This window comes from Chitinophaga sp. CCNWYY40 (genome assembly GCF_037483205.1).
Taxonomy (GTDB): Bacteria; Bacteroidota; Bacteroidia; order Chitinophagales; family Chitinophagaceae; genus Chitinophaga; species Chitinophaga ginsengisegetis.
This window is the reverse complement of sequence record NZ_JBBHLF010000007.1, coordinates 378,703-393,078: the sequence shown is the minus strand read 5'-3', so window position 1 is coordinate 393,078 and position 14,376 is coordinate 378,703. Positions and strand designations below refer to the sequence as shown.

The following is a 14,376-nucleotide window of genomic DNA, read 5'->3' as shown; positions in this document are numbered from 1 at the left end:
AATTGAAAATCATGAGTAAAGTATCTACCATAAAGATCCAGGTTGGACTGGACGATCAGAAGGTGCCCGAGTCGATAGAGTGGAGCGCTACAGATAACAAGGAAGAAAGAATGGTCAAGGCCAAAGGCATGATCGTATCTTTCTGGGATCCGGCTGAAAAGGTTGCGCTGCGTATTGACCTGTGGACAAAAGACATGATGGTGGATGAAATGGCGGATTTCTTTTTTCAGACCATGATGACAATGGCTGACACCTACGGAAGGGCCACCCCTTATAAAGATCAGGCAGACGATATGCGTGCTTTTGCAAAGGATTTCTTTAAGAAATTCCAGGACAGGCAGGCTGCCGAAGAAGCAGGTAAATAATCCATTAAACCTAACCATATGTCATTAGAACTAAATATCAACGCAGAAATCAAAGCTGCGATGCTGGGTAAAAAGGAAGCTGACCTGCGTGCACTGCGTGCTATCAAGGCGGCTATCCTGGTAGCCAAAACAGCAGAAGGCGCCCACGGAGACCTTACCGAAGCGGACGAGTCCAAGCTGTTGCAGAAGCTCGCCAAGCAAAGAAAGGATTCTCTCGAAATTTTCCGTGCCCAGAACCGTGAAGACCTTGCCGTGAAAGAAGAAGAGGAGCTGGTAGTGATTGAACGCTTCCTTCCCAAACAAATGGACGAAGCAGAACTACGTACAGCCATTACAGATATTATTGCTTCCACCGGCGCCAGCTCACCCGCTGATATGGGTAAAGTAATGGGCGTTGCCACCAAACAACTGGCCGGTAAAGCCGACGGAAAGGCCATTTCCGCCCTGGTGAAAGAACTGCTTACTAAATAGTGCGGTCTGGTATTTAACTGGTTGAAGAGCGGTAGCCGGGCAGGTAAACATCTCCCGGAAACTAAAAAATCAGGTAGTTAAATACCAGATTCCCTATATTTCTATCATGCCTATAGACATTATTTTTGCTATCATCATGGTTTTTGCCATCTACCGGGGCTACACCCGGGGTTTGATAGTAGCCTTATTTTCTTTGGTAGCCGCCGTATTGGGATTAGCGGCAGCCCTGAAACTAACAGCAATTACCGCCTTATATGTACAGGAACACTGGGAAATGCATTCCCGCTGGGTACCTGTGATCTGCTTTGTGTGCCTTTTCCTGGGAGTAATATTACTCGTGAGGTTGGGAGCCGGGGCGCTGCAGAAGTTGGTAGAGCTGGTAATGTTGGGCTGGCTGAATAAACTGGGCGGAATACTGTTGTATAGCGTTATATTTATAATAATTTATAGTGTAGTGCTGTGGATGGCCAACCAGGTATACTGGCTGAGTCCTGAAACAAAGCTGCAATCTGTGGTATATCCTTATATTGAGAATATTGGCCCGTGGGTATTGGATCATATAGGAAGTGTGATCCCGGTTTTTAAGAATATGTTCACTGAGTTACAATCTTTTTTTGAGCAGGCAGCCCGGCATATTCAACCTGGATAACTCGTTCCAAAGATTATTTAGATTAATAAAAAGAATTATTTTAGCGTAAAATTGACTTTCAAGATTTGGCAATGGATTACGAAATCAAAACACAGGGTAAGTTTAATTTTATAGAAGAAGGAGAAGGAGAACCACTGGTATTATTGCATGGACTTTTTGGTGCTTTGAGCAATTTCTCGCACATGATCGAATATTTCCGGCAGTATAACAAGGTTGTGATTCCGATGTTACCCCTGTACGATTTAAACATCCTGGAAACATCGGTAGGCGGACTGGCCAAATATGTGCACAAGTTTATTGAAGCCAGGGGATACAAAAATGTACACCTGCTGGGCAATTCACTGGGAGGTCACGTAGCCATCGTATACCTGTTAAAACACCCTGAAGCACCCGTAAAATCCCTGATCCTTACCGGCAGCTCCGGCTTGTTCGAAAATGGAATGGGCGAAACCTATCCTAAACGCGGCGACTATGAATACATCCGCAAAAAAGCAGAACTTACTTTCTATGATCCGAAAATAGCTACCAAAGAACTGGTAGACGAAATGTTTGAGATAGTGAACAACCGCCTGAAAGTGATCAAGATCATCACCCTGGCAAAATCAGCCATCCGCCACAACCTGGGAGATGAACTGAAAGATATCCAACAACCAACCTTACTGATCTGGGGCCAGAACGATACCGTTACTCCTCCTATGGTAGGCGAAGAATTTAAAAAGCTGATACCTAATTCTGAACTGCAGTTTATTGATAAATGCGGACACGCTCCCATGATGGAGGTGCCGGAAGAATTCAACAAAATTCTGCACGCTTTCCTGGAGAAACTGAAGTTTCAACCTGCCAGTTAAACCGGCACTTTCCCGGCATCCCGGTAACTGTACCAACAGGTGCAGTGATTTCGCGTACATGTAATTTCTTTTTCTGTTGGCATATTCTTTACTATTATTGTATCAGAATACGCTAACATGATCGCCAGAGAACTCATATCTTCAGTACCTGTTCTGCATCCCTCGGATTCAGGAACAAAGGCACTGCGCCTGATGAACGAGTATCATCTTACGCAGCTCCCAATGGTGGTAGATAGCAAATACCTGGCCCTGGTGGAAGAAGACGATATCATGGATCTCGAAGATCCGGATGTACCCCTGGAATCTATGGAGTACAGCAGTACCCGCCCGGCTGTCATGGAATACGCTCATCTCTTTGAAGCACTCAAACTTTTTTACGACTTTAAATTGTCTGCCCTCCCGGTAGTAACCAAGGAAAATGAATACCTCGGTATCATTACCAAAGATAACCTGCTGGCAGCTTTAGCAAGATATAACGGGGTGAAGGAACCCGGTGGTATCATCGCGTTTGAAGTAGATCCGCGCGATTACGCCCTCAGCGAAATTGCCCGTATCGCTGAATCAAATGATGTGACCCTCCTGAGCGTAAACACCATCACCAACCCCGTTACCGGTAAACTCGAAGTGGTACTGAAAACAAACCGGCAGGAACTGCAAGGTCTGGTAGCCACTTTCGAACGCTTCAACTATGTGATCAAATACATTTTTGCAGAAGAGCCGGAAGAAGAATTGCTGAAGAAAAACTACGACCTGCTGATGAATTATATCGGTATGTAAAATCCTCAGAAAGACAATTTCCGCCATTGGTTTTTGTTATATTTGGCTATTGTCAACTTTTAAAATGTTTTAAGGACCTACATGCTGAGATGCTGTTACTACCTGCTGGCCCTGGTCTGCCTGTTGGGAATTGTGATACCGGAAAATGCTGAAGGACAGTCTGTGTCTGTAATGGATACCAGCTACCTGGTAGTGCGTAACATTCTCGTTTCCGGTAATAGGAAAACCCGGACGTCCATCATTCTCCGGGAAATAAACACCGTGCCCGGAGATACCATCTATCTCCGCGACCTCTCCACTACCCTGGAAGAAAGAAGAAAACAATTACTTAATACCTCCCTCTTCCTCAATGTTACCGCCAACGTAAAAAACTGGACCGGTAACGAAGCCGACCTGGTATTTGAAGTATGGGAACGCTGGTACACCTTCGCCTATCCCATTTTCAAACTGGCAGACCGTAACTTCAACCAGTGGTGGGTGGAAAAAAATCACAGCCTTAGCCGCATCAATCTTGGCGTAAGCGGCACCCAGGAAAACCTGACCGGCCGAAACGATGCGCTGAACGCCGCGCTGCAGTTCGGTTACACCCAGCGCTTCGCCCTCCAGTATAATATACCGTATATCGATAAACGTTTCCGTCACGGCCTCGGTATCATCGCGTCCTATAACCGTAACCGTGAGGTGAACGACAGCACCAGCAATAATAAACAGCAGTTTTTCCGGAAAGATGATTTCCTGCGCCAGGTATACACCATCGGGCTTAACTATAGCTACCGCCGGGCCATCAACACCCGGCACCAGGTATTTGTAAATTATAACTATGAAAAAGTAGCGGATTCAGTAGCCATCATCAACCCCAACTACCTGGGGAAAGGCCGCACCAACGTACGTTTCATAGATATCACCTACCGTTTTACTTATATTAAGGCAGATAGCTGGGTGTATCCCCTCAAAGGATTCCGGATACTGGCAGAAGCAGGCAAAAAAGGCATAGGCTCCCTCAATGATGTGGATGATGTTCATTTCCGGCTCAATATGGCCAAGTACTGGCAGCTGCGGCCCAAAACCTTTGCAGCACTGGGTATCCGCAGTGTGGCCAAACTCTCCAATGAACAGCCGTATATTAACCAGCAGGCGCTGGGCTACCGCGATGATTACCTGCGCGGACTGGAATATTACGTGATAGACGGTACCAGCTTTGCCATTCTCAAATCAACGCTCCGGCAGGAACTCCTTTCTTTTAAAGTAAAGCTGCCCATTGTTCCAAAGAAATTTAATACCGTTCCGGTGCGCATCTTCGCCAAAGCCTTTGGCGACGCCGGTTACGCCTATAACAAATTCCCCGGCGACAGCTTCCTCAATAACCGTTTCCTGTATACCGGCGGCATCGGGCTGGACATTGTTTCCTTCTATGATACCTGCCTGCGGATCGAATACAGCTTTAACCAGTTAGGGCAAAAAGGACTATTTTTACACACGAGCGTGGATATGTAGCACTTCAGAGCCGATCGTAAAAAGCTTAAAAAATTATGCAGGTAGCACTTTATAGCAGGGGATTTATTACAGAAGATATTTCAAACATCCGCTTATTGCTGGAGGAATTAAAGCGGGCAGAGATAGAGGCCATCATTTATGAGCCTTTTTTTCATACGCTGGAGCAACACATTCCTTTCGATAACGCACCAACGCTGTTTTCTTCCGCGGAAGACCTGCCGGGGAAAATAGACTTCCTGGTGAGCCTCGGTGGAGACGGTACCCTGCTGGATACCGTTTGTTATGTACGCGATACCAATATTCCCGTAATAGGGATCAACTTTGGCCGCCTCGGCTTCCTGGCCAGCATCGGTAAAGAAGAGATCCATGCACTGGTACAGGCACTGCTGAACCGCACGTATGTGGTAGACCAGCGGTCGCTGCTCCACCTGGATGCCAACATCCCCTTATTTGGCGATGTACCTTACGCCCTCAACGAGTTTACCATCCATAAAAAGGATACTTCCGCCATGGTAAAGATCCATACTTACCTGAACGGCGAATTCCTGAACACCTACTGGGCCGATGGATTAATTGTAGCCACCCCCACCGGCTCCACCGGCTATTCCCTGAGCTGCGGCGGCCCCATCGTATTCCCCGACGCCGGCAACTTTGTGATCACGCCTGTGGCGCCGCATAACCTGAACGTACGGCCCATCATTGTTCCCAACAACAATATCATTTCCTTTGAAGTGGAAGGGCGTAGTGATCAGTTTCTCTGTACCCTCGACAGCCGCATGGAAACCATCGATAACCGGGTGCAGCTGGCCGTGAAAAAAGAAGAGTTCAAACTGAGCCTGCTCCGGCTGGACGACAGCAATTTCCTGCACACCCTCCGCAATAAATTACTCTGGGGCATTGACGCCCGGAACACGATTAAAATATAGAAATGTAAAATATATTGTTACATTTACAAATACATTTCATGCTGATTGTAATAGAAATTATGCCCCGTGAGGAAAGCAAACGCCAAATAAGTAAGCATAATCATCAGCCATACATTAAATAAATCCGGCATTTTAGCGTTTAAGTAGAACTGATTTATGCTGAAACCTATTCTATATTCCAAATACATCGTTTTTATATGGCTGGTGTCGGCCGGTTGTTTGTTTGCGGAACGTGCTGCTGCACAAAATGAGCTGGAATATGTGGGAGAGCTGGGTTTTTCCGTGGGAGGCGCGCAATATTTCGGGGACCTGAACACCCGGGGGGCTTTAAACACCCTGAAGCCAGCCATTGGGATTTACTACCGCAAATACATGAACGACTATGTGGGCCTCCGCGCTCATGCCCGGTTTATGCAACTTGGCTATTCCGATGTTTATAATAAAAATGAGTTCCAGAACCGCCGGAATCTCAGTTTCAATACTAATTTATGGGAGCTGTCGCTCCAGGGGGATTTTAATTTTTTCCGGTTTGAACCGGGCAGCTTATATGAACGTTTTTCGCCCTATCTGACGGGGGGCGCCAGTATTTTTCACTATAATCCGTATGCCTATCTGAACGGGGTTAAATATTTTTTACAGCCCCTGGGCACGGAAGGGCAAGGCACGGCCCTGTATCCGGACCGAAAGCCCTATAGCCTGGTTTCCTATGCCTGGCTGATCGGGGGAGGGTTTAAATATAATATTTCCAAAAAGGTAAATGTGGGCCTGGAAGCTTTATACCGCTTCACCCAAACGGATTATCTCGACGACGTAAGCACTACTTATGCCGGCCCTGCGGCTTTCCCTGCGCTTCCCAACGGCCAGCCCACGGTGGCGGCTCAGTTGCAGGACAGGTCGTCTGTAAAAGGCAGTCCCATCGGGGTGATAGGACGGCAAAGAGGAAACAGCCGGGATAAGGATCAGTTCGTGACCATCGAATTAACGATCAGCATTCTTTTCACTTCTTACAACTGTAAATTTTAATTTACAATAAAAAATCCTTTCTGCGGGTGGCCTTTCCGTACCTGCCAACCGCCATGATAAGTCTCCGAATTTGCTAAAATCCCCACTGGTATTGAATTCGCTGTTAAAACTACGTTAAAACAACTTCTTAGGCTTTGCCAAAAAAGTCATTACTCTATTTTTGTATCTTTGCACCCTTTTAGTTAATCTGTTATAATCTGTTATAATACGCCTGACACAAATGAGCTTGAAGGAAAAATTGGACTTACAACGGTTGCCGCGCCATATAGCCATTATTATGGACGGGAACGGCCGTTGGGCAAAGGAGCGGGGACAAGACAGGCTGTACGGGCACCACGAAGGGGTAGAAAGTGTGCGTAATATAGTGACCACCTGTGCAGAACTGGGAATAGGTTATCTGACCCTATACGCGTTTTCTACTGAAAACTGGGACCGCCCGGTTTATGAAGTTAATGGCATCATGGAACTACTCGTAAACACTATCCGCATGGAAGTGAATACGTTATCAAAAAATAATATCCGGCTGAGCGTAATAGGCGACATGGAAATGTTACCTCCCCAATGCCAGCGGGAAATGGAGGAGGCCATTGCCCTTACCAGCCAGAATACCGGCCTCAATCTCATTATGGCTCTTAGCTACAGTGCAAGGTGGGAAATCGTGAATGCAGCCAGGAAAATAGCCCTGGATGTGAAAAATGGAGCCCTGGACCCGGTAGCTGTGACGCCAGAGGTATGGGAAAAATATCTCTGTACCGCCGGCCTGCCGGACCCTGAATTAATGATTCGTACCAGTGGAGAATGCAGGATCAGTAACTTCCTACTATATCAACTGGCCTATGCGGAACTGTATTTTACAGATACCCGCTGGCCGGACTTCCGCAATGAACATCTTTACCAAGCCATCTTAAATTACCAAACCAGAGAACGGCGCTTTGGCAAAACAAGCGAACAAATTCAGCAGAATGAAGAAATTATTTCCTAAGGGCCTTCTGGCTATAGCATTATGTTGCAGTGCAGGCATTCGTGTATCCGCTCAGCAAAAAGATACCGTGCCTCCTACGCAGCCCCCTGCTAATCCGCCGGCCGTTTCTCCTATCAACACAGGTATTCCGCAACAGTACGAAATTGCCGATATCACCGTTGCCGGTACTCAATACCTGGATAAATCACTGCTGTTGTCGCTCTCCGGCCTCACTGTCGGCGATAAGGTTACTTATCCGGGCGGTGACCAGTTCACAAAGGCAATTCAGAGCCTCTGGTCACAAAGACTGTTTGCCGATGTAACCATTTATGTGACCAAAATAGAAGACAATAAGATCTGGCTGGAAATAGGATTAACGGAAATGCCCCGCATGTCCTCCTTCGTTTTCAGGGGAATCAAAAAAACAGAAGCAGACGATATCACCACCAAAGCCGGTTTACGTAAGGGAAATGTGATCACACAGGCCCTGAAACAAAACGTAATCGGGGTAGTTCATAAATTTTATGCAGATAAAGGATTCGGAAATGCTACCGTGAAAATCGAGGAAAGAGGGGATACCGGCCAGGTAAACTCCAAACACCTGATCTTTAACGTTACCAAAGGCAGTAAAGTACGTATCCAGGATATCAACATAGTAGGTAACGAAAGCATAGCCGACTCCAAGATCAAGAAGAAGATGAAAGGAACCAAAGAACGTTCCCGCTTCACGCTTCACCCGGATATGGAACACGTATATGTGGATTCCCTGGCCCAGCCGGATGATTTCTGGCAAACCTATGGCTTCCTGCAGCCTACCCGCGCATTTGAGAAACTGGATCCTTATTTCCGCTTTAAACTGTTCAGCTCTGCCAAATTCAACGAAAACAAATACTTCGAAGATAAAGGTAAAGTGATCGGGCTCTATAACTCCAAAGGTTATCGTGATGCGGTGATTGTAAGAGATACCACCTATAAAACCCACTCACAGAATCTGAATGTAGACATGCAGATTTCTGAAGGTAAAAAATATTATTTCGGTGATATTACCTGGAAAGGAAATACCCGTTATTCCGACTCCGTACTGACCCGTATCCTCGGCATCAAAAAAGGAGATATCTATAACCTGGAACTGCTGGAAAAAAGAATCGGTAAACAAATGTCACAGGAAGGCGGCGATATCAGCGGCTACTACATGGACTATGGCTACCTTTTCTTCCAGATTGATCCGGTGGAAATCGGCATCCGTGGCGATACCATCGATTACGAAATCCGTTTACGTGAAGGACCGCAGGCAACCATCAAGGAAGTACGTATAGCCGGTAACGAGAAGACCAACGAACACGTTATCCGCCGTGAACTGCGTACCATTCCGGGTGAAAAATTCAGCCGCCAGGATCTGATCCGTTCCAACCGTGAAATTGCTAACCTCGGCTTCTTCAACCCGGAAAAGATCGGCATGAACCCCGTACCAAACGTTCAGGATGGTACCGTGGATATTGATTATACCGTGGAAGAAAAAGCCAATGACCAGCTGGAACTATCAGCCGGTTGGGGTGGTTATATCGGTTTAACCGGTACCCTCGGTGTTACCTTCAACAACTTCTCCCTGCGTAATATCTTCAAAAAAGAAACCTGGGATCCATTGCCAAGCGGCGACGGACAGAAACTCTCTGTACGTGTATCTTCCAATGGTAAAGCATACCGTTCCTACAACTTCTCCTTCACAGAACCGTGGCTGGGAGGTAAAAAAAGGAACCAGTTTTCTGTAAGTCTCTACAGCAGTTACCAGAACCCTTACGCATACAACGATTATTATAAGCTGCCGGGCGATACCACCACCTCTACAAATGGTCACTTTAAAGTGCTGGGCGCCTCTGTATCACTGGGTAAACAGCTGAAATGGCCGGATGACTATTTCACCCTGATCTATTCCGTGAACTATCAGCAGTATAAGCTGAAGAACTATAACTACTTTGGTATTCCCGGGTTTGAAAGCGGTACGTCCAACAACGTCAACATCAAACTGACGCTGTCCCGTTCTTCTGTGGATCAGCAGATCTTCCCGCGCAGTGGTTCCAACTTCATGGTATCTGCGCAGTATACGCCGCCATACTCCCTGTTTAATCCCGACAAGGATTACTCCAAGGAGCCGGCTTCTGAGCAGTTTAAATTTATTGAGTACCAGAAATACCGCTTTAACGCAGAGTGGTACGTGCCTTTGAGCCGTCCGATGGGTAGCGATAACAAAACGTTTGTATTGAAAGTAGCTGCGAAATTTGGTTACATCGGCCGTTACAACAACCGTACAACCCTGTCGCCTTTCGGCCGGTTTGAAATGGGTGGTGATGGTTTGAGTAACTTCGCTATCTACGACCGTGATATCATCTCCCAGAGAGGTTACCCGGTGTATTACACCTCCGATCCGAGCATCAATCCTGAAAACGGTCAGCCTGCCAACTATTCCGGCTTCACCGTATTTAATAAGTATGTGATGGAACTGCGGTATCCGTTCAGTTTAAATCCCAGCTCCACCATCTTTGGTTTGGCCTTCCTGGAAGCAGCCAACGGTTATAAAGACCTGAATGAGTACAACCCGTTCAGATTACGCCGTTCGGCTGGTATTGGTATGCGTTTCTACCTGCCGATGTTTGGATTGCTTGGATTTGACTATGGTATCGGGTTTGACCGTCTCCAGCCGGGTGGTGGTTTAAAAGACGCTGCTAAGTTTACATTTATGCTCGGGTTTGAACCAGAATAATGTGGAAAATAATTATATATTGCAAGTTTAACCGTCATTTGGTTTTGCGAAAAATTATTGTAGCATGAAGAAATTATTTATTACAGCCGCTATTGTGCTGGCTATGGGCGGTGCAGCAAGTGCACAGCGCTATTGCGTGATAGATACAAAATATATCCTGGAAAGCATTCCGGAATACAAGGAGTCACAGAAAAAGCTGGACGCAGTTGCGGAGCAATGGCAGAAGGAAATTGACGCTAAGTTCCAGGAAGTGGATAAGATGTACAAGTCTTACCAGGCAGAACAGGTAATGCTCACAGAAGAATTGAAACGTAAACGGGAGGATGAAATAGTAGCCCGGGAAAAAGAGGCAAAGGATTTGCAGAAGAAGCGTTTCGGTTACGAAGGTGATCTTTTCAAAAAGAGGGAAGAACTGGTAAAGCCCATTCAGGATAAGATTTACAATGCGGTGCAGAAGCTTTCTGCGGGCAGGATGTATGATTTTGTACTGGATAAGGCTGCAGGCGCCACCGTTATATTTTCTGATCCCAAGCTGGATAAAAGCGAAGAAATTCTGAAATCATTGGGAGTCAAGAAATAAACCCGTACCTATTTTTTAACTATAAGTATTTAAATTTTTTTAAACACAGACAACATCATGAAGAAGTATGTAATTATTGCTTTTGTGGCGGTTACCGGTTTGTTCAGCGTGAATGCAATGGCACAATCCAAAGTAGCGCATATCAATGCACAGGCACTGGTAGCAAGCATGCCGGAAGCCAAAAAGGCAGAAACTGATCTGCAAACTTTTGCACAGGGACTGGAAGGTGATGGAAAAGCACTGGTAGATGAGTATACGAAGAAAATGAAGGAATTCGATGATAAAGCGGCCACTATGACCGACAACATGAAAGAAATCAAAGGCCGTGAAATCCAGGATGCCCAGAAACGTATCCAGGACTACCGTGAAGGCGCTGAACAGAAAGTACAGGCTAAACAGCAGGAACTGCTGAAACCCATCTACGATAAAGCCCGTAAGGCAATTGAAGATGTAGCAAAAGAAAAAGGTTACAACTACGTAATCGACAGCTCTGCCGGTATGCTGCTGGTTTCTCCTGCTGCAGACGATATCCTGGCTGCTGTAAAGACCAAACTGGGAGTTAAATAATTAAAATTCTTAATACTTAAAGGTGGAATGTGGTGAAAGCTGCATTCCACCTTTACATTTAAGAATTCGTATTTTAATTTTACTTTTCAAATATTTTCTGCTACCTTTGCCTTCCGTTTTAAAAACCACAATCCTTTAACACGGGAGTTTTAGTATAGTACAGGTAAAAACAAAAAAAAGAAATGAAACGTACTTTTCAACCGCATAACAGACGCAGAAAGAGCGTTCACGGCTTCAGAAAGAGAATGGAAACTGCTAATGGCCGTAAGGTATTGGCTTCCCGTAGAGCAAAAGGTCGTAAGAAGCTGACTGTTTCTGACGAGCGTAAGCTGAAATAATTGTAGTAGCTAAATACTATTTGCCATAAAAACTTATTCTTTTACTAAGGAAGAAAGGTTAAAAAGCAGAAAACTTATTGAAACGCTTTTTCGTGAAGGAAAAGCGTTTTCTGTTTTTCCCTACCGGGTTGTTTACATGCCGTTGAAAGAACCGGGTAAATACCCCGTGCAGGTAGGCTTTAGCGCCGCTACCCGCCGGTTTCCCCATGCGGTAGACCGGAACCGCATCAAACGCCTGGGCCGTGAAGCCTGGCGCCTGCAAAAGCAGGAACTCTACGACCACCTCCGGTCTGAATCAAAACAGATCGCCGTTTTCCTCATCTACACCGACAAAAAAATCGCCGGTTTTTCTACCCTGAAAGACAAAATTTCGGTAATTTTAAAAAAGCTGCAAACCAGCATTTAGTACTTAGTAGTTAGCTTTTAGCTGATTGCAGCAAAACCGGTATTTGACATTCCGTTAAATGGCCCGCTTATTTTTTACTGGCGAAAAGCTAACTGCTAAAAGCTGCTTATGAATCGTGTTGTGCGCTGGCTTAGTTTCCCTTTTATCTTCCTGATAAAAATTTATCAATGGTTTATCTCGCCCCTTCTGGGCAGTAAATGCCGTTATACCCCCACCTGCTCACAATACGGGCTGGAAGCATTTAAAAAATATGGCCCTTTCAAAGGCGGCTATCTCACCATAAAGCGTATCTTGTCATGCCACCCCTGGGGTGGACATGGATATGATCCGGTACCATAATTATTACCGGTTGCCAACTACTATCATTCATCTTATACACTCGTTGCATGCGTGCGTTTTTTAATAAAAGAAGGAAACTGACAGCGGCTCTGCTCCTGATCATTACAACAGCAGGGATCTTCGCTTTCAATGAAAACGATAAGTATTTCCAGATTGCCAAAAACCTGGACATATTCGCCGCTTTCTACCGGGAACTGAATACGTATTACGTAGATGACCTCCCTCCTGAAAAAGTGATGCGGAAAGGCATTGAAGCTATGCTGGAAGAAACAGATCCATTTACAGATTTTGTTTCCGAAGAAAACCTGGACGATCTTAAATTTATGGCCACCGGTAAATACGGCGGTGTAGGCGCCTCCATCAACACCAGCGGCGAATGGACCTCCATCACCGATGTATACGAAGGCAGCCCTATGGACAGGGCCGGCGTAAAACCAGGCGATATTATCGTGAGTATGGATGGCAAGTCCAGCAAAAATGTAGCCCAGGAAGAAATCAGCAGGCAGCTTAAAGGCGCTGCCGGTACCCCGCTGGACATGGTGTTCCGCAACCCGGTAACCGGTGTGGAAACCCCTAAAAAAATCATCCGCGAGGAAATTAATGTGAAGGCTGTCAGCTATGCAGGCATCCTGAAAAATGATATCGGCTATATCAAAATGACCCAGTTCACAGAGAACAGCGGCGCTATGGTACGCAAAGCGGTGGAACAACTGAAACAAACCAACCCCGCTTTAAAAGGCATGATCCTCGACCTGCGCGGCAACCCCGGCGGATTACTGGATGAAGCCGTTGTGGTAGCCAACATCTTTGTAGATAAAAATAAACTCATTGTAAGCACCAAAGGAAAAGTAAAGAACTGGGACCGTAACTACGAAACATCCGAACAACCGGTAGACCTGCACCTCCCGTTAACTGTGCTCACCAATCACTCCTCTGCTTCTGCCGCTGAAATAGTGGCCGGCAGCGTACAGGATCTCGACCGCGGACTGGTAATAGGACAACGCTCCTACGGGAAAGGCCTGGTGCAAACCACCCGTCAGCTGCCCTACAATACCAAACTAAAAGTAACTACTGCTAAATATTATACGCCAAGTGGCCGCTGTATCCAGGCTATCGACTACTCACACCGCAACGATGATGGCAGTGTAGACTATGTGCCGGATTCCCTGCGTAAGTCATTTACCACCGCAGGTGGCCGCGCCGTAAAAGATGGCGGCGGCATTGAACCGGATGCCAAAGTAGATCCTACCTACATCAGCCAGGTAGCCATTACCCTCATCCGCAAACAATTTATTTTTGATTACGCCACCAGCTACTACTATCGTCATCCGAAAATAGCTGCTGCCGGCTCTTTTGCGCTCTCTGAAAGCGACTTCGAAGATTTTGAGCGCTATCTTGAGAACAAAGATTACAGCTATAAAACACGTAGCGAAGAAGCCCTGGATTCTTTCAAAAGCACCGCAAAAAAAGAGAAGTATTATGATGCCATCGCCAAAGAGCTGGAAACACTCGAAGCGAAAATGAAACACGATAAGAAGCAGGATCTGCTGAAGAATAAAACAGAAATAAAACGGTTACTGGAAGAAGAAATAGTGAACCGCTATTATTTGCAGAGAGGCCGTATTATCAGGTCGCTCGAATGGGATAACGAAGTAAATACCGCTATCGACTTATTGCATAATCCATCAAAATATAAGCAACTGCTTGCGGTAGCGAAGTAATCGCCCCCGTTGCTGATAACATTGAAGCCTGCAAACATGCCCCGGTTGTCACCGGAGTTTGTTTGCAGGCTTCATTATTCCTCCTTTTCCAATTCTCATATAAATTATGAATTCCCGTAGAATAATTATATTTTGAGAGTCCAGTGAATAATA

16 protein-coding genes are annotated in these 14,376 nt (G+C 45.9%); all 16 read left to right on the top strand.

What is annotated here, in order from left to right; translation table 11 throughout:
• Window positions 1-11 precede the first annotated feature (11 nt).
• The 16 genes from gldC to V7S65_RS27130 all read left to right on the top strand — a co-directional run bounded on the left by gldC (window position 12) and on the right by V7S65_RS27130 (window position 14,223).
• Complete coding sequence (gene gldC, locus V7S65_RS27205; RefSeq protein WP_111577354.1) at window positions 12-365, top strand: gliding motility protein GldC; 354 nt, start codon at window positions 12-14, stop codon at window positions 363-365.
• An 18-nt stretch (window positions 366-383) separates the two neighbouring features.
• The gene (locus tag V7S65_RS27200; protein WP_079471188.1) at window positions 384-836 is read left to right on the top strand and encodes a GatB/YqeY domain-containing protein; all 453 of its coding nucleotides are present in this window, start codon (window positions 384-386) and stop codon (window positions 834-836) included.
• A gap of 106 nt (window positions 837-942) precedes the next feature.
• On the top strand, window positions 943-1,485 hold the full coding sequence (locus V7S65_RS27195) for a CvpA family protein (RefSeq protein WP_079471187.1): 543 nt from the start codon (window positions 943-945) through the stop codon (window positions 1,483-1,485).
• A gap of 71 nt (window positions 1,486-1,556) precedes the next feature.
• A complete protein-coding gene (locus V7S65_RS27190; protein ID WP_079471186.1) occupies window positions 1,557-2,333 on the top strand; it encodes an alpha/beta fold hydrolase in 777 nt (258 codons plus the stop codon).
• 117 nt (window positions 2,334-2,450) lie between these two features.
• A complete protein-coding gene (locus V7S65_RS27185) occupies window positions 2,451-3,110 on the top strand; it encodes a CBS domain-containing protein (RefSeq protein ID WP_079471185.1) in 660 nt (219 codons plus the stop codon).
• An 81-nt stretch (window positions 3,111-3,191) separates the two neighbouring features.
• Window positions 3,192-4,604, top strand: a complete 1,413-nt coding sequence (locus V7S65_RS27180) for a POTRA domain-containing protein (RefSeq protein ID WP_336388927.1) — start codon at window positions 3,192-3,194, stop codon at window positions 4,602-4,604.
• A 35-nt stretch (window positions 4,605-4,639) separates the two neighbouring features.
• Entirely contained in the window at window positions 4,640-5,530 is an 891-nt protein-coding gene (locus V7S65_RS27175; protein ID WP_079471183.1) for an NAD kinase, read from the top strand.
• A 156-nt stretch (window positions 5,531-5,686) separates the two neighbouring features.
• Window positions 5,687-6,553: a type IX secretion system protein PorG gene (porG, locus tag V7S65_RS27170; protein WP_079471182.1), complete on the top strand. Its 867-nt coding sequence runs from the start codon at window positions 5,687-5,689 to the stop codon at window positions 6,551-6,553.
• A gap of 220 nt (window positions 6,554-6,773) precedes the next feature.
• Entirely contained in the window at window positions 6,774-7,535 is a 762-nt protein-coding gene (locus V7S65_RS27165) for an isoprenyl transferase (protein WP_181784980.1), read from the top strand.
• On the top strand, window positions 7,516-10,272 hold the full coding sequence (locus tag V7S65_RS27160) for a BamA/OMP85 family outer membrane protein (RefSeq protein ID WP_079471181.1): 2,757 nt from the start codon (window positions 7,516-7,518) through the stop codon (window positions 10,270-10,272). Before V7S65_RS27165 ends, V7S65_RS27160 begins: the two co-directional genes overlap by 20 nt.
• Before the next feature lie 64 nt (window positions 10,273-10,336).
• Complete coding sequence (locus V7S65_RS27155) at window positions 10,337-10,852, top strand: OmpH family outer membrane protein (RefSeq protein WP_079471180.1); 516 nt, start codon at window positions 10,337-10,339, stop codon at window positions 10,850-10,852.
• A 57-nt stretch (window positions 10,853-10,909) separates the two neighbouring features.
• Entirely contained in the window at window positions 10,910-11,419 is a 510-nt protein-coding gene (locus tag V7S65_RS27150; protein ID WP_079471179.1) for an OmpH family outer membrane protein, read from the top strand.
• A gap of 182 nt (window positions 11,420-11,601) precedes the next feature.
• Window positions 11,602-11,757, top strand: a complete 156-nt coding sequence (rpmH, locus tag V7S65_RS27145) for a 50S ribosomal protein L34 (RefSeq protein WP_012788729.1) — start codon at window positions 11,602-11,604, stop codon at window positions 11,755-11,757.
• A 13-nt stretch (window positions 11,758-11,770) separates the two neighbouring features.
• A complete protein-coding gene (locus tag V7S65_RS27140) occupies window positions 11,771-12,163 on the top strand; it encodes a ribonuclease P protein component (RefSeq protein ID WP_079471178.1) in 393 nt (130 codons plus the stop codon).
• Window positions 12,164-12,271: 108 nt separating this feature from the next.
• Window positions 12,272-12,502 (top strand): membrane protein insertion efficiency factor YidD, encoded by a 231-nt coding sequence (gene yidD, locus V7S65_RS27135; protein WP_079471177.1) that lies wholly within the window; start codon window positions 12,272-12,274, stop codon window positions 12,500-12,502.
• 47 nt (window positions 12,503-12,549) lie between these two features.
• Complete coding sequence (locus V7S65_RS27130; protein WP_079471176.1) at window positions 12,550-14,223, top strand: S41 family peptidase; 1,674 nt, start codon at window positions 12,550-12,552, stop codon at window positions 14,221-14,223.
• Window positions 14,224-14,376: the final 153 nt, after the last annotated feature.